Genomic DNA, 19,018 nt, shown 5'->3' with positions numbered 1-19,018 from the left:
CACGGCTTTAATATTTAAAAGCAAACCTGCTTAAACCGAGAATGAAGAGCCACAGCCACAGGTACTCGCGGCGTTAGGGTTATTAAAAGTAAAACCACGCGCGTTTAATCCATCCTGGTAGTCAATTTGCATGCCGGCCAGGTACATGCCGTGTGCTTTATGCATAAACACTTTGATTCCTTCAATGTAATATTCCTGGTCGCCGTCTTTTTTCATATCGAAGCCTAAAATATAGTTCATGCCCGAACAACCACCGCCTTCAACACCAACGCGTAAGCCAAATTCATCGCTTATTTCCTGTTGGTCGCGTAATTTAAAAAGTTCTTTTACAGCTCCGGGGGTAAAGCTAACAGGTGCAGTTTCAACAGCTATACTCATCTTATTTTAATTTATTCTACACAAATATAACGTAAAATGCAGATTTTTGTTAATGTCATGATTTTATGACCTCCGCATAACACTGATAATATGCCCGCTCTGCCTTTTTTATTTGATATTTTAAAATATACCGTTTCCGGTTTAGGTGTAGTTTACATCGCTTTTTACCTTTTTAAACCCTACCTCGATAAATCTGAAAGCATTCAGTTATTGGAGTTAAAGCGCACAATCAGTAACCAAACTCTTCCTTTGCGCCTGCAGGCCTATGAAAGGGTGGTGCTTTTTATTGAGCGGGTAAACCCGGCCAGTTTGCTGATCAGGTTAAACGGCTCGGCCGATACGGCTGCCGAATTGCAGGCTATCATTATTAACGAGGTGCGTAATGAGTTTCAACATAACATTACGCAGCAAATTTATGTAAGCGCGCAGGTATGGGCTGTTGTTAAAAGGGTAAAGGACGATACCATTAACATGATCAACGGCGCTGTGCAGGCTTTGCCGCCCGGCACCTCGGCGCTTGATTTAAGTAAAACTATCCTGGTACACCTCAGCAAACTGGAAGATAACCCTTATGATGTTGCTTTAAGCCTGATCAGGCGGGATATGGAAGAATTATATTAAGCCTATGGCCTGTAAAAAGATCAGCACCACATCGGGCATCGAAATAAAGGAGGTTTATACCGAACCATCCGATATGAACGAGTTGCCCGGCGAATTTCCCTTTACCCGGGGAATTCAGAAGGATATGTACCGCGGCAAACCGTGGACCATGCGCCAGTATGCTGGCTTTTCAACTGCCGAAGAATCCAATAAACGCTATCATTACCTGTTAAGCCAGGGAACCAACGGCCTTTCGGTGGCTTTTGATCTGCCAACCCAAATAGGCTATGACTCAGACCATGCCCTGGCCGAGGGCGAAGTAGGTAAGGTGGGCGTGGCGATAGATTCATTAAAAGATATGGAGGCGCTTTTTGATGGGATCAGGCTTCAGGATATCACCACCTCCATGACCATCAATGCTACCGCGCCTATTTTGCTGGCGATGTATATCGCGTTGGCAAAAAAACAGGGTGCTGATCTTAAACAGCTCTCCGGCACTATCCAGAATGATATATTAAAGGAGTACGCTGCCCGCGGCACTTATATTTATCCGCCCGCGCCGTCTATGCGGCTTATTACCGATGTGTTTGAGTATTGCAGCGCAGAAGTACCTAAGTGGAACACTATATCGGTCTCCGGCTACCATATCCGCGAGGCAGGCGCTACCGCGGTGCAGGAGCTGGCCTTTACCCTGGCTAATGGCAAAGCCTATTTAAAGGCGGCGATGGAAAAAGGATTGGATATTAACGTATTTGCCAAGCGCATTTCCTTTTTTTTTAACTGCCATAGTAATTTTTTTGAAGAGATAGCCAAATTTAGGGCCGCGCGGCGTATGTGGGCGCATATCACCCAAAATTTAGGCGCAACAGACACGGGCGCGCAAAAGCTCCGTTTCCATACACAAACGGCCGGCTCAACACTAACCGCGCAGCAACCGCTCAATAATATTATACGTGTTAGCAACCAGGCTATGGCCGCCGTGCTGGGCGGTACGCAATCGTTACATACCAACGGTTATGATGAAGCGCTTTCATTGCCAACCGAAGCTGCCGCTAAAATAGCCCTGCGTACACAACAGATCATCGCATTTGAAAGTGGTGTTACTGATACGGTTGATCCGCTGGCCGGTTCGTATTTTATAGAAGCCCTAACCAACGAGGTGGAAGCTGCCGCATGGATGTATATAGATAAGATAGATGCCATGGGAGGCGCGGTAAAAGCTGTTGAGCAGGACTACATACAGCAGGAAATTGCGGCCTCTGCCTATCGCTATCAGCAGGAAATAGAAACCGGCGAGAAAGTGATTGTAGGTGTTAACAAATTTACCCAGCAGGAGAGCTCCCCCCAAAATGTATTCAGGGTTAACGATGCCATTCGTTATTCACAATCTGAAAAGATATCCACATTGAAAAAAGAGCGCAATAATTTCGTCGTAAAAAATAACTTGGATCTTTTGCAAAAAGCGGCCTCCGGCACTGAAAACTTAATGCCTTTTATTGTAACTTCGGTAGAAAGCTACGCTACTTTAGGAGAAATTGCCGACGTTTTACGCAACGTATTCGGGGAGTATTAGCATCATGTTGTGGCGGCAGGAACATTGCGGGGTTAGGAGCTGCCAATCAGAAAAAAATCAAATAAAAAGTTATAGATCATAAAACCAACGGGTTACTTTTTGGTTTGTGATTTGTACCCGCAGCGGCCCAACAATTGGCCTCATTTTGGCGTATAAATAAGCGTTGATGCGATCATTTTTTGCCGGATTTTTTTGGAAATTTCAAAAGGAAAATAATTTAATTACAGGGTAACTGCATTGTGCTTTTTTTAATGCTGTCGCAGTCGCGTATACGGATTTTTCATCGAAAAAACCAAATTGTTGATAAAAAACCAAATGTTAAAAAAGTTGAAATTTAATTTTTTTATAAGGTTTTTTTGGCAATATTCGATGTTCCGTAGCAGGGCCAAAAGTTGTTTCGCTGGGGGTTGGAAATCAATATTTTACTTTTATTAATATGGAAAAAACTTGTACGAACGTTTGGAATAGCTGCCTTCAGATCATTAAAGACAACATACCGGCCCAGAGTTTTAAAACCTGGTTCGAGCCTATTAAGGCTTTAAGGATGGAAGGAAGCGTATTAACCATACAGGTACCAAGTTTATTTTTTTACGAGTGGCTTGAAGAGCACTATGTAGGGTTACTGCGCAAAACAATTAAGAAACAATTGGGCGATGAAGGGCGTTTAGAGTATAATATAGTTGTTGAGCAATCATCAACAAAACCGTACACTACTAATATGCCTTCAAACGGAAACGGCGCTGATTCAAAAAATCAGAGTATGCCAATACCTATTTCTATTAATAAGGATATCAAAAATCCTTTTGTGATACCGGGGCTAAAAAAGTTGAACGTTGATCCTCAGCTTAACCGTAATTACACCTTCGAAAATTTTGTTGAGGGTGATTGTAACCGCCTGGCCCGTTCGGCCGGTTACGCGGTGGCGGCAAAACCGGGCGGTACCTCATTTAACCCTCTGATGATTTACGGGGGCGTAGGATTAGGCAAAACCCACCTGGCGCAAGCTATAGGTAACGAAATTAAGCGCACCCTGCCCGATAAGCTGGTGTTGTATGTATCGTGCGAGAAGTTTACCCAGCAGTTTGTTGATGCCCTGAAGCATAATAACATCAATGATTTTGTGAACTTTTACCAGGCCATTGATGTACTGATTATGGATGATGTGCATAACTTTGCCGGTAAGGAAAAAACACAGGATTTCTTCTTCCACATCTTTAACCATCTGCACCAATCGGGCAAACAGCTGATCATCACATCAGATAAAGCGCCGAAGGATTTAGCCGGTTTGGAGGAACGCTTACTTTCGAGGTTTAAATGGGGCCTCTCTGCCGATTTGCAGATCCCTGACCTGGAAACCCGTATGGCTATCCTGAAAAACAAAATTTACCAGGACGGTATCGAACTATCAAACGATGTGGTTGAATACGTAGCCCACAACATTGATAATAACGTACGCGAACTGGAAGGTGCTATGGTATCCCTGCTGGCGCAATCAACCCTTAACCGTAAAGAGATAGATTTGAACCTGGCCAAACAAATGTTGAAAAACTTTGTGAAAAACTCGTCGAAGGAAATTTCGATGGAATACATCCAGAGCCTGGTTTGCGAATACTTTGAAGTGCCTATTGAAATGGTGAAATCACAAACCCGCAAACGCGAAATTGTGCAGGCCCGTCAAATTTCGATGTACCTGGCTAAAGCGCATACCAAAAGTTCGCTCAAATCAATCGGCCACTTCTTTGGCGGCCGCGATCACTCAACCGTAATTTATGCCTGCCAGACTGTAGAGGATTTGATTGATACTGATAAGAAATTTAAAGGGTATGTTGCCGATATTCAGAAAAAATTGAAGATGAGCTAAGATATAGCTCAGCGATAAATACCTGTAAGGCCGGTTGTAACAATCGGCCTTTTTGTTTATCAAAGGTTTTAATTGTAACTTTAAAATCACAATACAACTAAACCTTAAATGAAAAAACTAAACCTTATATTTTTCCTGCTCCAGTTTTTGTGTTTTTCCAATTCGTACGCGCAATCTGTCTTAATTGAAAAGGGCAAGGAATTTGAAATAAATTCACATACCATAATAAACAGCGCTGATAATCAAAACGACTATAATTACACTTTCAGGTTTAAGGTAAGCGGCCGTGAAGGCGCTAATACCCTGCTCGATTGTATGCTGGTTAAGGCCGTTACATTTGAAGGATTTACCAAATACAGCTTTGCTAACAGCAATTTAAATACCGATAGCATCCGCAAGTGCCGTTTTAACTCTACAGGTGCATTGCTACCCCTGGCCATGTTGCAGCAGCCACTAAAACTTACCATAGGGCCGCGTGGCGAGCTTGTGACAATTACAGGTTTTGATGAGGCATTGCAAACTGCCATAACCCGTTGGGAGTTGAAAGATGATATTGCTGGTCAGTTAATAAACAACGGCAAAGCTTTTCCAAAAGAAGCTATTGAAAGTTTGTTTCTGCCTTTGCCGCCGCAGCGAATAGCTTATAAAAGCGAGTGGGTAAATACCGGCAGGAATTATAAAGTTATAGCTATAAATGGTGCTTTGTTATATGTTACCCTATCAAACAGCAGCGCGCCTGATAACAAAACAAAGGATGGGATTAAAGGTAGCGCTGTTTTTAATGATGTAACAGGTTTAGCCGAGGAGTTTGAAATTGAAGATGCCACTAAAATTGCAGGCAATAACAAAAAACTTATGGTACCCGTATTTAAACGTAAGCAAACCGTACGTTATGGCACGGAAAAACACTCACCGGATACCGCCTGGTTTAATATGGCCATCAAAATGAATACCGGGTTCAGCAAAGCGTTTAAGATAAATATGGAAGTAGATTCGGTGAAATCAAAGGCCTATTTTAAATCGCATGATGCTGCCTTTGCCGCCGATCCATATTACGCTGTTGCCAAACTTGGGTTGTTACAGGGTTCGGGCAGGTATATCGAATATACCAACCAGTTGCTGAAAACACCAACCCGCTTTTTAAAAGATAACGATACGCACCTGTATAATAAATTTAACAGTTTAATTGAAATATCTGCCGATTCGGCCTACGAGGTTGCTCGGTACATGTATAAATCTCCCGATTTTAATGAATTGATTCAGCATTCATACGCGCAAAGCTTTTTGAGTTATGATATAGAGGATATGATGAAAGAAGATGATTTCAAAAACTATGTAAAGGAAAAAAATATTGGTTTGGAGGATATGAAGAAGATGGTTGCCGAAAAGAATGAAAAGCAGCGAGATAGTAAAAGCAAGGCGAGGCAACTCCTTGAATTTTTACATAATGATCATGACCAATTGATGCATCAAAAAATCAATGCGCTTTATTTGTGGGTTGATGCGAAAAATTCTGTTAACGATCTCGATGCTTTGGGCAAAGCAGCCACGGCCTTTATGCGGATGGATGATGCTTACATGAAACAGGGGAATGGCGGCAGATACGCGTTGTTAACTTATAAAATGCTTATAAGTGCTCAAAAACAAAAAGCTGCCGATGCCTTGCTTTCAAAAATTATTGGCAATTTGGAGCGTTACACTGCGGATACACTAAATGCCAACCGCTTCGCCGATCAGAATTTACTGGCTTATGCTTATTACCTGCATTACAAGGCGGCTAAAGTAACCGATTCTGTAAAGGCTTTGCGTTACTTGGCAAAGGCAGCCCGTTACTCACCCCGTAACAATAAGGAAAAAGCTTACGCGAGTTTTTATGACAGGGTGTTCCTGCACTCGAAAGAAGGATACCGGGATGAATTTATGGAATGCCTTTTTAACAGCGGCGACGAGCAGCAGGCTTTACAGGTTTTTGCCGAGCAAATTAACGCCGAACCGGTGAACCTTAGCGAAATGCAAAAAATTTACCAGCAGCACGTACCCGGCAAAAGCTTCCCTGATTTTTTTAAAGCCGATGTGCTTACCGCCTGGCAACCCGCGCCCGCTTTCACCCTGAAAGGGATAGACGGTAAAAGCCACTCCCTGGCCGATTTTAAAAACAAATGGCTCGTTATTGATTTTTGGGGTACCTGGTGCGGCCCCTGCCGTGCCGAAATGCCCGATATTAATACCTTTAATCAGGAAATTAACGATGGTAAACATCAGGGAATAGCTTTTATGAGCATAGCCTGCCGGGATAGCGAAACCAACGTCAAATCGTATTTCGCGGCCAATAACTTTAATTTGTCCGCGCTAATGTCTGATGGAAACATCGAAAAACAGTATGCTATTTCGGGTTATCCCTCAAAAATAATTATATCGCCCGACGGCAAAATGTTACCTCTAAAATTTGGCGACGATTGGATATCTGTAATCAAAAAATTTAATGAACTGGCACCGGCCAGTAAATTATAACACATCGGTTTTAATTATAAACCAATTATCTTTAATCATGAAAAAACTGATTGCTGTCGCCCTCGTTCTGCTATCCCTAAAATCCTTAGCACAGCAAACCGACCAGGACGCCATTAAGCAAACCATCAATACCATGTTTACGGCGATGCGCAAAGGCGATAGCACTATGCTGCGCTCAACCTTTGCCAAAGGCATAGCTTTTCATAGTATCGCTAATAATAAAGATGGCTCCGCAGCTTTGGGAATTGAAAAACGCGGATGATTTTGTAAAAATGGTGGGTAGCCCGCACAAAGGCGTTTACGATGAGCGGGTAACTTTCGGCGATATTAAAATTGATGGTCCGCTGGCGAGCGTTTGGGCGCCGTATAAGTTTTATTTAGACGACAAGTACAGTCACTGCGGCGTGGATGTTTTTCAACTGATGAAAACTAAAGAGGGCTGGAAGATTATTTATATAGTTGATACAAGGCGTAAGGATAATTGCCCGGAATGATCAAAAGGTAATTGCTAACTCCAACTGCCTGATTATTAATTTGCCGACCGCTGATGTTGTTTGCAGCTCATATTTACTGTTAATCAACAGGTAATGCAGTACATCTTTGGTGTCGGTATCTACAATAATGTATTCTTCAATGCCATTGCGCTCATAAAGTTCAAACTTTTTCTTTTTATCGTAATTCTTATTGGAAGAAAGAATCTCGATTACCAGATCCGGTGAACCGTAGATTCCTTTTTTTTGAACAATGTTGCGGCGGTTATTTTTTACGAATACAATATCCGGTTGCACAACGCTTTGCGCCGCATCAAGGTAAACATCGCAGGGCGCTATAAATACTTCTCCTAAATCAGTGTCTTTTATTGCAAATCTCAATTGATAAGCAAGGTCAAATAAGATGCGTTGGTGATCGGTAGTAGGCGAGGGCGACATGTAAAGCGTATTGTTGATTACTTCACACCTTGTACCCTCCGGAAGCAGATTGAAAACCTCCATCGCCGTTTTTGGTATATCTAAAATGTTTTTCATCTTATGCTAAAATAATTAAAAAAACGGATAGCGTCAATGTGTTGCGATATCTACGTATTCTCTTAATAAATGAACATTATAATTCGCTCTATGGGTTTACTCTTATAAGTTAGAGTACATCTTGCCTGTTTGAAGATTATAAATACAGTTCAAGTATCCCTGTAGAGGCATCGCTAATAAATTGCTTAATCGAATCTTCAAATTTCAATAACAAACCGGCAATTGCTTCTGTGTTGGTATTAACTGTTCGTAACCATATAATTTTAGGCGGAAAGGAGTTTAAATTCTGGAGGTCCCAAAAATCCTCATCTAAGGTTAATATCAGGTATTGATTTACGCGGGCATATTGCCAGATCCTGAAATCGGTTAAACGCTCACGATGTTTAATTTCGTTTACGGGCAGCACTTTCCAGGCCGGGAGCATTTCTTTTAAACGGTACGAAATATTATCGTCGGCAATTAAGCGTATCATGCAACCTTTATTATTCTTTTCTTATTAGCTGCATAGGCCAGGCAAGCTAATATTTGTTCTTCATTTAACTGCGGGAAGTCTTTGATGATTTCCTCATGTGTAACACCCTGGGCAAGTAATTGCAGTACATCATACACGGTAATACGCGTACCCTTAATTACGGGTTTTCCAAATCTCACTTCGGCATCAACCTCAATAAGTTTTTTATAATCAACCTGTGGCATATTCATATTTACTTAAATGCAAGAACCAGTCAATGCAGTTTTGCGGGTGGTTTACAACGCCCCCAATTTTATCATCCCATAAAACAAACCTGCACAGTGCATGGCCTGCTTTATCTCATTGTTAAGTAATAACTGCTTAACCTCATCAACGGTATATTCTTCAACAATCAGCTCTTCGTGTTCATCAAGGTGCTGGCCCTGCACTTTTTTGCCGCCTTTGGTAAAGTAGGTAAAGGTTTGGTTGTTGGCTGTTGAAGGGTTGCCATACACCGTACATATCAATTCAAATTCATCAAACTGGTAACCGGTCTCTTCCAGCAATTCGCGACGGATGGCATGTACAGCGTCTTCGCCTGGGTCAACAACACCGCCCGGAATTTCGAGCGAGACCACGCCTGCGGCGTGGCGGTATTGTTTTACCATCAGTACTTTATTGTCTTCGGTTATGGCTACGGCGTTAACCCAGTTTGGATACTCTAATACGTAGTAATCTTCAACTATTTTACCACTCGGCATTTCGCATTTATCAATGCGTAAGGTAGCCCAGGGACCTTTGTGTATGTATGATGATGAAAGTAATTTCCAGGTGAGTTCTTTATTCATAGTTTTCTTTGAGGAACTGATAGATGGTATCGCGTTTATTCATATTCTCTAACGAGGCGCGATGGTGCTTTTGCTCCAACAGGTTAAAGATAGCAACGATCTTTCGTAAACCCGCTAATGTTTCATTGGTAACCACAAATGGCTGGTAGTACAAATATAGCAATTGCGCGAGAGCATCCAGTTTATCGGGCGAATAGTTGCGGCGGTTAAGTAAATCCTCAAATTCGTCATCGCTTAGTTGAAGCAAGGCCGGAAGAGTGATATCATGTTCATCCTGAAGCATCTGATCTGCATACCGATCAAATGCTTCAGGGTTTACCGTGTTTTTAAAGCCCGCAAGCCTGGTTGTGGCATAAGCGATCCTTTCAACTTCGTTTATGATAAAATCTTTTTGCATAAAGCATGGGTTTAGGTTAATAGCAAATAGTGATCAAATGGTTACCAGCTGCCGCTTGAACCGCCACCACCGCCACTGCCGCCGCCAAAACCGCCGAAACCACCACCGCCGCCGCCGCCGGAAAAGCCGCCCCAGTCTCCGCCGCCGCGATTACCGCCTCCAAGCATATTGCCGGCCATAAACCACCAGAACGGGCTCGCACCGCCACGGCGGCCAATAATCTGCCCGCCGCCACCACCGCCGCGACTGCGGAATACCACAATAAGTACCACCACAATAATGATCAGGAAAATAAAGCCCGACGCGCCGCCATTATTATCCTTTTGGGCTTTTTTCTCGGCTTTGTACTCTCCCTTCATGGCTTTCATGAGGTTGGTAGTACCGGCATCAAGCCCGCCGTAATAATCGCCCTGTTTAAAGTGAGGCTTAAAATCGTTTTGTATAATTTGCTGAGTAAGGATATCCGGAACAGCGCCTTCGGCGCCGTAACCCGTCTGGATGGATACCTTACGATCGGCAAGAGCTACCAGCACCAGGATACCGTTGTTTTTTTCTTTCTGGCCGATACCCCATTTACGCAGCAGTTGCTGTGCATAATCATTAATATCATAATTACCGGTCGATTTCATGATCACAACCGCTATTTGGGTAGAAGTAGAATCATTATACGCTACTAGTTTGCTTTCCAGTTGTTGTTTATCGCCCGGGCTAAGCGTATTGGTATAATCGGTAACAAGCGTGTTTGATCGTTCCGGGAAGTCCTGGGCAAATGCCAGCAAAGTGCATAGCACCAATCCCAGGGAAAATATGATCTTTTTAAACATGTTTTTTATTTTTAGTCGCCATCCATAAAAGCGATATCATCGGGCAGCTCGTTTTGGTCGCCGTTTTGGTGTGGAAAATATTTTTGCAGCTGCAGGCCTGCAATGTTTAGCCCGGTAATAATGCCTTCAACAATATCGCCGTATTTAAAATGCTGCAGCATCTCGTCGCGGGTACTATCCCAAAAGTTTTCGGGTACAACAGCATTGATACCGGCATCACCTATAATGGCAAATTTCCGGTCAACCGTGGCTACATAAATGAGCACGCCATGGCGCAGCCGGGTTTTATGCATATTAAGCTGCTGGAAATATTTGGCAGCGCGGTCAAGAACATTTTCGCTGCAGCGTTTTTCGATACAAACCCTGATCTCGCCCGATGAGCGGCTCTCTGCCTGCTCAATACCCCGGCGAATGCGTTGCTGTTCTTCTTCGTTAAATACAGCCATCTGTTTAGATTTGAATTATTGAATTAGTGAATAAGGTAGTTTATCAGAAAGCCGAATTAGTGAATCTGCATTTGTAATTCACTAATTCAAGCCTCAATAAATCACTAATTAAATTCTACCTTAGGTGCTTTATCTGAGCCTGGTTCGGCGGTAAAATATCCCTTGGCGGAGAAACCGAACATTTTGGCTGTTAAATTGGCAGGGAACGAGCGTATTTTGCTGTTATATTCCTGTACGGCGTCGTTAAAATCCTTACGTGACACATTGATTCTGTTTTCTGTACCTTCCAACTGTACCTGCAGGTTTTGGAAATTTGAATTTGATTTGAGGTCGGGATAATTTTCTGTTATAGAGATCAGTTTCCCCAATGCCGCGGAAAGCTCACCCTGAGATGCCTGGAAGGCCTTGATGGATTCGGGTGTTAGTTTGGTTGGGTCAACCTGTACCGATGTTGCTTTGGCGCGGGCCTCAACCACAGCGGTTAACGTGCTTTTTTCAAAATTTGCGGCACCTTTTACGGTATTCACCAGGTTTGGGATCAAATCGCTGCGGCGTTGGTAGTCGCTTTGCACGGCCCCCCATTTGGCTTTCACATTTTCATCAAGCTTAACCATGCTGTTGTAGCTGCAAGAACTTAATGACATGGCCGCTACTATAACTAAGATTACCGAAAGTAACTTTTTCATTTGTTTTTCTTTGTTTTTGTGATGTTTAGCGTTAGAGTGCAAATAGCATACCGTTGTTACAAAACGGCTGTTATGATGTCAACGTGTCAAGGTACGGATTTTTATGGAGATGGAGAAGCAGATATGACATTTGAGGCGTGGGATATGAAAATATCGGTATAAATGCAGAAAGCCCCATGGGGGGCTGTAGTGTAGATGTAATAAGGAAATCCTGGATTGGCCAGTACCGGTTATCCTGCCAGGCAATGTTCTTCGCGGATGGTAAGTTTGGCTACCATATCTTTTAATAAAGCGCGGGCGCGGTGCAGGGTGGTGCGTGATAACAGCTCGCTCATACCTAATGATGAGCCGATTTCCTGGTGCGAATAACCTTCAATGGCGTACATGTTAAACACCGAGCGATAGGTTTTTGGCAATTTCTGCACCAGTTTCATCAGGTCTTTAGCCTCAAGGCCATTATCATTATAGGCTTTATTTACAGGTATGGCGGCGGCTTCTTCGCCGGCAAAGTCATCAACCAAAACCATTGGTTTTAATTTACGGTAACGCGATATGGCACAATGTACCATAATGCGGCGAATCCATCCTTCCAAACTGCCTTCGCCCCGGTAGTTGTTCATATTGCGGAACATTTTGATAAAACCTTCCTGTAGTATATCTTGTGCCTCGTCTTTATCGGTAGCGTAACGCATGCAAACGGCCAGCATGCGCGGGGCTAATAGCCTATATAATTGCTCCTGGCACTTTCTGTCGTTTTGCAGGCATCCATCCCAAATTGTGTGTAAGCGTTCGTCGGCGGTAGTCATTGTTTTAATGTTTAAATACATGAAGGCCATGCCAATCTCAATGCCATTTTGTAAGTTGTTGATTTTGAGTTAAGTATTTTTTGATCGGTTTTAAAACTGTTCGATACCGTACGGTCATTGTGCAATGCCGGACGGTTTTGATGGATTGGCGAACAGTTAAACATACTAATTAAAAACTCCCCATTCAGGAGGCTGGGGGGCGGCGCATTTTTTTTACCTTTGCACCATCCGGGATAAAAACCCGGCCATCGTTATGACAAAAGAAACCGAAATAGTTTGTCCGCCCGGGCAGCACGAAGATGAAGCCGTTTTAAAACAGCTGGCGGCGTCAGCCTTAAAAGTTCCCTTAAAAAACATAACCGCGCTCAAAATATTAAAACGCTCGATAGATGCGCGGGGGCGTAAGGTATTGTACCGTATGCAGGTGCGCGTATTTTTGCAGGAAGCCTATCAACCCGAAATATTCACCGTTAATTATCCCGATGTAAAGTTTGGCCGACCGGTGATTATTGTAGGGGCGGGCCCGGCCGGTTTGTTTGCCGCGTTGCAGTGTATTGAACTGGGTTTAAAACCCATAGTTATTGAGCGTGGTAAAGATGTAAAACAGCGCCGCCGCGATCTGGCCAATATCAACAAACAGGGCTTGGTTAATCCCGAATCAAACTATTGCTTTGGCGAGGGCGGGGCGGGTACTTATTCAGACGGTAAATTATACACGCGATCAACCAAGCGCGGCGATGTAAACCAGGTGCTTAAAGTGTTTGTTGCCCATGGCGCTGATGAAGATATATTGGTTGATGCCCGCCCGCATATAGGCACCAATAAATTACCTCAAATTATCACCGCCATGCGCGAAACGGTTTTGAACGCCGGCGGCGAGATCTTGTTCGATACCAAAGTGACCGAACTGCTGGTAGATTTTGGAAAGATAAAAGGTATAAAAGAATCATCGGGCGAAAAAATAATGGCTGATGCCGTGATCCTGGCTACCGGGCACTCGGCGCGGGATGTGTTTGAGATGCTGCACCGGCAAAGTATCCTGATAGAAGCTAAACCTTTTGCTTTAGGTGTGCGGATTGAACATCCGCAGGAAATCATTGATAAAGCCCAATACCATTGCGATGTTCGTGGGCCGTATCTGCCGCCATCGTATTACAGCCTGGTTGAACAGGTTGATGATCGTGGGGTATTTTCCTTTTGTATGTGTCCCGGCGGTATTATTGCCCCCTGCGCTACCGAACCCGGTGAAATTGTAGTGAATGGCTGGAGCCCGTCTAAACGTAACAATCCTTTCGCCAATTCAGGTACGGTTGTTCAAATCAATATGGAAGATATCCCAGGCAGTGATACCGATCCTTTTAAGATGCTCAATTTTCAGCGCGATATAGAACGTGCGGCATTTGCTGCGGGCGGGGGTAATCTGGTTGCGCCCGGCCAGCGAATGGTTGATTTTGTGCAGAACAGGTTATCAACCGATTTGCCCGTTAACTCCTATCTTCCCGGTACCAAAAGTGTAGAACTGAAAGATGTTTTGCCGCATCGGGTTAATGAACGTTTGCGCAAGGCATTACCCGTATTCGGCAAAAAAATGAAAGGGTACTATACCAACGAGGCTATTTTGGTTGGTGTAGAATCGCGTACTTCTTCTCCCGTAAAAGTTCCGCGTGATAAGGAAACTTTGCAGCACCCGCAGGTTACCGGTTTGTTTCCCTGCGGAGAGGGCGCCGGGTACGCGGGCGGAATAATCTCGGCAGCGATAGATGGCATTAATTGTGCTTTAGCAGTTAAAAAAATATTTTCATGACCATATCCGAAAAATTGTATAACCAGTTACAGGAAGTTTTAAACGGCGAGCCATGGTACGGCGACCCTGTTTATACCATTCTTGACAGGATCAGCTTCGAGGCCGCTTATGAAAAGCCTGCCGGATCTGTCCATTCCATCGCGGGTATCATCCTGCACATGACAGGCTGGGCCGAAGAGGTGATGGACCGCATGAACGGCATGAAAGCCCAGTTACCCGTGCGCGGCGACTGGCCCGAACCTGGCCTTCCCGACGAACAAAAATGGAAATGGATTGTTGAAGACATTAAACTGGTTAACGTAAACCTGGCAGGTTTTATCCAGGATTTCCCCGAAGAAAAATGGGGTGAAACCGTGGAAGGTAAGGACCCCGGCCAAACTTATGAGTACCAGGTAACCGGGTTGATACAGCATTATATTTACCATTCGGCCCAGATAGCGTTATTAAACAGGATGATCAATGGCTAATAAAAAAACACTCATATTAGGCGCTACCCCCGATACCAGCCGGTATGCTAACTTTGCAGCTCACAGGCTTGCCGGTGCCGGCCACACCATAGTAAACGTTGGTATTAAAACCGGCGAAGTGGCAGGCGTACCTATCGAAAAGCCGGAAACCATTCACCATGATATCGATACCATAACGCTGTATATTGGCCCTCAAAATCAGCCGCCGTTGTACGATTATATTTTGAAGACCAATCCCAAACGCATCATTTTTAATCCCGGTACCGAAAATACCGAACTGAGGCTCAAAGCTAATGAACAGGGTATTGAAACCGAATATGCCTGTACGCTGGTAATGTTGTCAGTAGGGGAGTATTAAGTCTGAAGTCCAATGTCTTCAGTTTAACTTTTAATTACTTACGACTTTAAACTTCGAACTACAGACTAAAAACTTCCCTCTTACTCTTCCTCTCCATTATTAAACGCCTGCATATCAATCAGCTTTCTGTAAAGGCCGTTGTTTTGCATAAGTTGTGCATGTGAACCTTGTTCAACTACGCCTCCGTTTTCCAGTACAATAATAAGATCGGCATTTTGAATAGTGCTTAAACGGTGTGCGATAATGAGCGATGTGCGGTTTTTCATCAAGTTGTTCAATGCTTCCTGTACCAGTTTTTCCGATTCGGTATCCAACGCTGATGTCGCCTCATCCAGCAGCATGATCGGTGGGTTGTTCAAGACAGCCCGCGCAATACAGATGCGCTGGCGCTGTCCGCCAGATAACTTGGTGCCCCTGTCGCCGGTATTGGTTTGATAGCCGTTAGGTGTTTCCATAATAAAGTTATGGGCGTTGGCTATGCGGGCCGCGGCTTCAACCTCGGCCTGGCTTACGCCGGTTTTACCAAAGGCGATGTTGTTAAAAATGGTATCATTAAACAAGATCGATTCCTGGTTAACAATGCCCATTAATGATCGTAATGAATTTGAAGTAACATCTTGAATGTTATGTCCATCTATAGAAATTACCCCCTGTTGCGCCTCTATAAATCTCGGCAACAGGTCCATAAGGGTTGACTTACCGCCACCCGAGGGGCCAACCAGGGCTACGGTTTTGCCTTTAGGTATCTCAAGGTTTAAATCGTGCAGTACATATTTTTCAATCAGCGGCAGCGGTTTGTCCGGGTCTGTATCTTCTTTGGCATCGGGCTTAATGGTATAAGCAAAAGAAACATGCTCAAACTTGATCTTGTTTTTAAAGCCTGAAAGCTCGGTAGCGTTAGGTTTGTCAACAATCAGCGGCTTTTCATCAATCAGGCTCAGCACCCTTTCGCCGGCTGCAATACCCGAGTGGATGTTGCTGAACGAATCAGAAATAGCTTTAGCCGGGCGCATCACCTGCGAAAACAGGGCAATATAGCCCACAAATGCAGCGGCTGTTAACGAACTTTGATGACTTAGGATGAGCGATCCGCCATACAAAACAATACAAGCCACCATGAGTACACCCATAAACTCAGATACCGGTGATGCCAGTTGCTGGCGCCGCGCCATGCTCTTGGTAATGTTGGAGTAATTTACGTTTTCGTCATCGAACCGTTTCTTGATAAAATCGGTAGCATTAAAAGCCTTTACAATTTTTACGCCTGATAGGGCCTCATCCAGATAACTGATCATGTTACTGTATGATTTTTGCGAGGCAATGGCTTGTTCCTTCAGTTTTTTAACTATTCTGGATATGATAAAAGCGGAAACCGGGATTACCAGCATGGAAAACAGGGTAAGTTTATACGATATCCAGAACAAGGTTGCCAGGTAGGCGATGAGTTGCAAGGGTTCTTTAAATACTACCTGTAATGTCCCGGTAACTGAAAATTGTACCACCTGTACATCGGCAGATATTTTGGCTATGATATCGCCTTTGCGCTCATTGCTAAAATAGCCGGTATGCAGGTCCATTACGTTATTAAATACCGTTTTTCGTAAATTTAACAAAGTATGGATACGGAGATTTTCCATAATCCGCTGGGAGATATACCTGAATATATTACTTAGCAGTACTGAAGTTACTATAATAGCGCATACAAATTTTAACGCTCCGTTTTGCCCGTAATTTTGATTGGCAAGCATGGCGTAATAATCAAAATTTGCTTTCAGGTCTAAAAAGTGCTCTGGTTTTACCAGCGCGGCTGTTGCTGCTTTTTGATCAAATAAAGTTGAAAGCAATGGCGCAAGCAGCGCCAGGTTAAGTGTGCTGAATATTACGGTAAATATGGTACAAATGGCATACGGAACTGCAAACTTGCCCAAAGGGCGTGCAAATGAAAGTAACCTGAAATAGATCTTCATTAAATAATTTTATAAATGTGCAAAGCTAATAGTAATTAGCTAATTTATTGGGAGGAAAATGTAACGCGCACCCAAATCACTTTATCGGTATCTGTAACGAATAACAGCGCTCTAAAAAAAACTGTTTACTTTTGCCCTAACTTATAAAGCATACGCTTTAGCGTATCCGGTATATCAACGTAAAATGATGGATAATAATATTTCGTTACTGGTTGGGTTAAAAAATAATATTGATTACAGTAAGCACTTTTATTCCACCACCCGATCGCTTTATCCTGATGTTGAAATTGTTTTTGTAAGTTATGGTAGTACGGATGGAACCCACCAATGGCTGGATAGTTTAAATGATAACAATGTAAAATATTACTATTCGGCTGATACCAAAACTTTTTCTGATACCTATAACAAATGTATTGAGATAGCCACTAAGCCATACGTAGCGTTGTTGCATAATGATGTGGTGCTCGCCCCCGGTTTTATTGAAAACCTGCAGCAAAGTGTATCGCCGCAAAACGTAACTAAATTTACAACTGTTGAGCCACCTGTTTTTGCCGATGATGAAAGACCGGGAAAAATTGTGAAAGACTTTGGTGCTGATATAGCTGATTTTAATATTGAGGGGTTTTATAGTTTCGGCTCTGCTGTTCAAAACGAAAAGCGGCCAGATGCCGAAAATAATGCCACTACGTTTTTCTTCAGCATGTTAAGGCAAACGCTGGTTGATATTGGCGGCTTTGACCCTTTATTTAACCCGATGTTTTGCGAAGACGATGACATGATCATCAGGCTGGGGCTTTTAGGGTTAAAAGGCTATGTTACCGTCAATGCGCTTTGTTATCACTTTGTGAGTAAAACTTCCAGGTTCTCGGCCGAATACCAGTACCGTACACAACAAATTGAACGGAACTCAAACCGCAATTTTTTCCGGAAATGGGGTTTCAGCAATTCATCACCTGTAAGGTTTAAGTACAATATCGGCCTGGTGATAAAAAATAGCAATAACGAGTTGCTTGAAAAAGTTGAACCACTTTGTAGTACTGTTTATATCGATAATGGCTATAATGGATATATTGAAAAGGAACAGCCAAATACCACTTTTATTTTAACCAGCAGGATAAAAGGATATCATGAGAAAAAGGAAAACGACATCCTTGTTTATTTTGATGGCACCAAATTCAATGGGTGCTCGTTGGGTATTTTAGAAAACCTGGCAACGATAATCAACGATAAGGTGAATAAAGGGCCAGGTATCATTTATAAGTTATTAGGGATGAAGCGTACGGGGTACAAAAAAAATATCTTCACCATAAAGATTATCAATTTGGTCACTTATCAACATCAACTCATCAAAAGAAAATAATGTTTTATAGTTATTATAAAAATAAAGTAAGTATCTCTTACGGTATAACGGTTTGTAATGAACACGAGGAGTTAAATGATTTGCTTATGCATTTGTTTAAGTATATCGATCAAAACGATGAAGTAATTTTATTACAGGATATTACCAAAGATGATCCGAAAACTAATGCAGTAATTGAAAGGTATAAAGAGCGTGTAAAACACATAAAGGCAAAGCTTAATAATGATTTTGCAACTTTTAAAAATAACCTGATAAAAAATGCGACATGCGCCTATCTGTTTCAGATAGATGCCGATGAGTTGCCCTGTAAATCCCTCCTTAAACGTATTAAAAAGCGCTTATATCAAAAAAGTGATTATGATTGTTTTTTGGTGCCGAGAGTTAATATAGTTAACGGACTTACAGAAGCGCACATCCAAAAATGGAAATGGACCGTTGATGAATTGAATAGGGTCAATTTTCCGGATTATCAATTTAGGATACTTAAACTAAACGGAAAGATAAAGTGGAAATACAAAGTGCACGAAGAACTTTATGGATTTGAAAAAAACTATTATCTGCCACGAAAAAATCAAAACTATTGCTTAATGCACATAAAAACTCTTGAAAAACAGGAGCAACAGAACAATTTTTATGATACATTGCAGTCCTGATTA

22 protein-coding genes are annotated in these 19,018 nt (G+C 42.8%); 11 read left to right on the top strand and 11 right to left on the bottom strand.

The features are described 5' to 3' along the window. Nucleotides 1-30: 30 nt before the first annotated feature. Nucleotides 31-378, bottom strand: a complete 348-nt coding sequence (locus tag LX99_RS03440; protein ID WP_109606385.1) for a HesB/IscA family protein — start codon at nt 376-378, stop codon at nt 31-33. A gap of 90 nt (nt 379-468) precedes the next feature. On the opposite strand from LX99_RS03440, the gene LX99_RS03435 reads away from it, so the two are divergent. The 6 genes from LX99_RS03435 (at nt 469) to LX99_RS25870 (ending at nt 7,417) form a co-directional block, all read left to right on the top strand. Then, nucleotides 469-999 (top strand): DUF7935 family protein, encoded by a 531-nt coding sequence (locus LX99_RS03435; protein ID WP_109606383.1) that lies wholly within the window; start codon nt 469-471, stop codon nt 997-999. Between the two features lie 4 nt (nt 1,000-1,003). Further along, nucleotides 1,004-2,551, top strand: a complete 1,548-nt coding sequence (locus LX99_RS03430) for an acyl-CoA mutase large subunit family protein (protein WP_109606382.1) — start codon at nt 1,004-1,006, stop codon at nt 2,549-2,551. Between the two features lie 436 nt (nt 2,552-2,987). After that, nucleotides 2,988-4,412: a chromosomal replication initiator protein DnaA gene (gene dnaA / locus LX99_RS03425; protein ID WP_109606380.1), complete on the top strand. Its 1,425-nt coding sequence runs from the start codon at nt 2,988-2,990 to the stop codon at nt 4,410-4,412. Between the two features lie 108 nt (nt 4,413-4,520). Further along, entirely contained in the window at nt 4,521-6,923 is a 2,403-nt protein-coding gene (locus tag LX99_RS26015) for a TlpA family protein disulfide reductase (RefSeq protein ID WP_109606378.1), read from the top strand. A gap of 37 nt (nt 6,924-6,960) precedes the next feature. Continuing rightward, entirely contained in the window at nt 6,961-7,185 is a 225-nt protein-coding gene (locus LX99_RS25875; RefSeq protein WP_211318941.1) for a hypothetical protein, read from the top strand. Beyond that, entirely contained in the window at nt 7,148-7,417 is a 270-nt protein-coding gene (locus LX99_RS25870; protein ID WP_211318940.1) for a hypothetical protein, read from the top strand. Before LX99_RS25875 ends, LX99_RS25870 begins: the two co-directional genes overlap by 38 nt. On the opposite strand, the gene LX99_RS03405 is transcribed toward LX99_RS25870, so the two are convergent. From LX99_RS03405 to LX99_RS03365, 9 genes are all read right to left on the bottom strand, one after another. Further along, nucleotides 7,418-7,948: a Uma2 family endonuclease gene (locus tag LX99_RS03405; protein WP_109606372.1), complete on the bottom strand. Its 531-nt coding sequence runs from the start codon at nt 7,946-7,948 to the stop codon at nt 7,418-7,420. 136 nt (nt 7,949-8,084) lie between these two features. Beyond that, complete coding sequence (locus LX99_RS03400) at nt 8,085-8,420, bottom strand: DUF5615 family PIN-like protein (RefSeq protein WP_109606370.1); 336 nt, start codon at nt 8,418-8,420, stop codon at nt 8,085-8,087. Next, the gene (locus tag LX99_RS03395) at nt 8,417-8,644 is read right to left on the bottom strand and encodes a DUF433 domain-containing protein (RefSeq protein ID WP_109606948.1); all 228 of its coding nucleotides are present in this window, start codon (nt 8,642-8,644) and stop codon (nt 8,417-8,419) included. Before LX99_RS03395 ends, LX99_RS03400 begins: the two co-directional genes overlap by 4 nt. Nucleotides 8,645-8,695: 51 nt before the next feature. After that, nucleotides 8,696-9,247 carry an NUDIX hydrolase gene (locus LX99_RS03390; protein ID WP_109606368.1) on the bottom strand — a complete coding sequence of 184 codons (552 nt, stop codon included), beginning with the start codon at nt 9,245-9,247 and terminating at the stop codon, nt 8,696-8,698. Then, nucleotides 9,240-9,644 carry a hypothetical protein gene (locus LX99_RS03385; RefSeq protein ID WP_109606366.1) on the bottom strand — a complete coding sequence of 135 codons (405 nt, stop codon included), beginning with the start codon at nt 9,642-9,644 and terminating at the stop codon, nt 9,240-9,242. Before LX99_RS03385 ends, LX99_RS03390 begins: the two co-directional genes overlap by 8 nt. 41 nt (nt 9,645-9,685) lie before the next feature. After that, nucleotides 9,686-10,468, bottom strand: a complete 783-nt coding sequence (locus LX99_RS03380) for a TPM domain-containing protein (RefSeq protein WP_022833902.1) — start codon at nt 10,466-10,468, stop codon at nt 9,686-9,688. Between the two features lie 11 nt (nt 10,469-10,479). Further along, nucleotides 10,480-10,914: a TPM domain-containing protein gene (locus LX99_RS03375; protein ID WP_022833901.1), complete on the bottom strand. Its 435-nt coding sequence runs from the start codon at nt 10,912-10,914 to the stop codon at nt 10,480-10,482. A 104-nt stretch (nt 10,915-11,018) separates the two neighbouring features. Continuing rightward, a complete protein-coding gene (locus LX99_RS03370) occupies nt 11,019-11,600 on the bottom strand; it encodes a LemA family protein (protein WP_031267646.1) in 582 nt (193 codons plus the stop codon). A gap of 230 nt (nt 11,601-11,830) precedes the next feature. Continuing rightward, nucleotides 11,831-12,406 (bottom strand): RNA polymerase sigma factor, encoded by a 576-nt coding sequence (locus tag LX99_RS03365; protein WP_049975469.1) that lies wholly within the window; start codon nt 12,404-12,406, stop codon nt 11,831-11,833. A 253-nt stretch (nt 12,407-12,659) separates the two neighbouring features. Between LX99_RS03365 and LX99_RS03360 the strand changes: the two genes are divergently transcribed. From LX99_RS03360 to LX99_RS03350, 3 genes are read left to right on the top strand one after another with little or no spacing between them, the layout of a single operon-like run. Beyond that, nucleotides 12,660-14,210 carry an NAD(P)/FAD-dependent oxidoreductase gene (locus LX99_RS03360; protein WP_109606364.1) on the top strand — a complete coding sequence of 517 codons (1,551 nt, stop codon included), beginning with the start codon at nt 12,660-12,662 and terminating at the stop codon, nt 14,208-14,210. Continuing rightward, the gene (locus LX99_RS03355; protein ID WP_109606362.1) at nt 14,207-14,677 is read left to right on the top strand and encodes a DinB family protein; all 471 of its coding nucleotides are present in this window, start codon (nt 14,207-14,209) and stop codon (nt 14,675-14,677) included. Before LX99_RS03360 ends, LX99_RS03355 begins: the two co-directional genes overlap by 4 nt. Beyond that, complete coding sequence (locus LX99_RS03350) at nt 14,670-15,035, top strand: CoA-binding protein (protein ID WP_109606360.1); 366 nt, start codon at nt 14,670-14,672, stop codon at nt 15,033-15,035. The genes LX99_RS03355 and LX99_RS03350 overlap by 8 nt, the downstream gene beginning before the upstream one ends. An 80-nt stretch (nt 15,036-15,115) precedes the next feature. Here LX99_RS03350 and LX99_RS03345 read toward each other — a convergent pair whose 3' ends face one another. Further along, a complete protein-coding gene (locus tag LX99_RS03345) occupies nt 15,116-17,002 on the bottom strand; it encodes an ABC transporter ATP-binding protein (RefSeq protein WP_109606358.1) in 1,887 nt (628 codons plus the stop codon). Nucleotides 17,003-17,186: 184 nt separating this feature from the next. On the opposite strand from LX99_RS03345, the gene LX99_RS03340 reads away from it, so the two are divergent. Next, nucleotides 17,187-18,362 carry a glycosyltransferase family 2 protein gene (locus LX99_RS03340; protein WP_109606357.1) on the top strand — a complete coding sequence of 392 codons (1,176 nt, stop codon included), beginning with the start codon at nt 17,187-17,189 and terminating at the stop codon, nt 18,360-18,362. Next, the gene (locus LX99_RS03335; protein ID WP_109606355.1) at nt 18,362-19,015 is read left to right on the top strand and encodes a glycosyltransferase; all 654 of its coding nucleotides are present in this window, start codon (nt 18,362-18,364) and stop codon (nt 19,013-19,015) included. Before LX99_RS03340 ends, LX99_RS03335 begins: the two co-directional genes overlap by 1 nt. The last annotated feature ends 3 nt before the right edge of the window (nt 19,016-19,018 follow it).

The sequence above is a fragment of the Mucilaginibacter oryzae genome (assembly GCF_003148845.1).
GTDB classification, from domain to species: domain Bacteria; phylum Bacteroidota; class Bacteroidia; order Sphingobacteriales; family Sphingobacteriaceae; genus Mucilaginibacter; species Mucilaginibacter oryzae.
The sequence above is the reverse complement of the archived record's forward strand: the minus strand, read 5'-3'. Positions and strand labels throughout refer to the sequence as shown.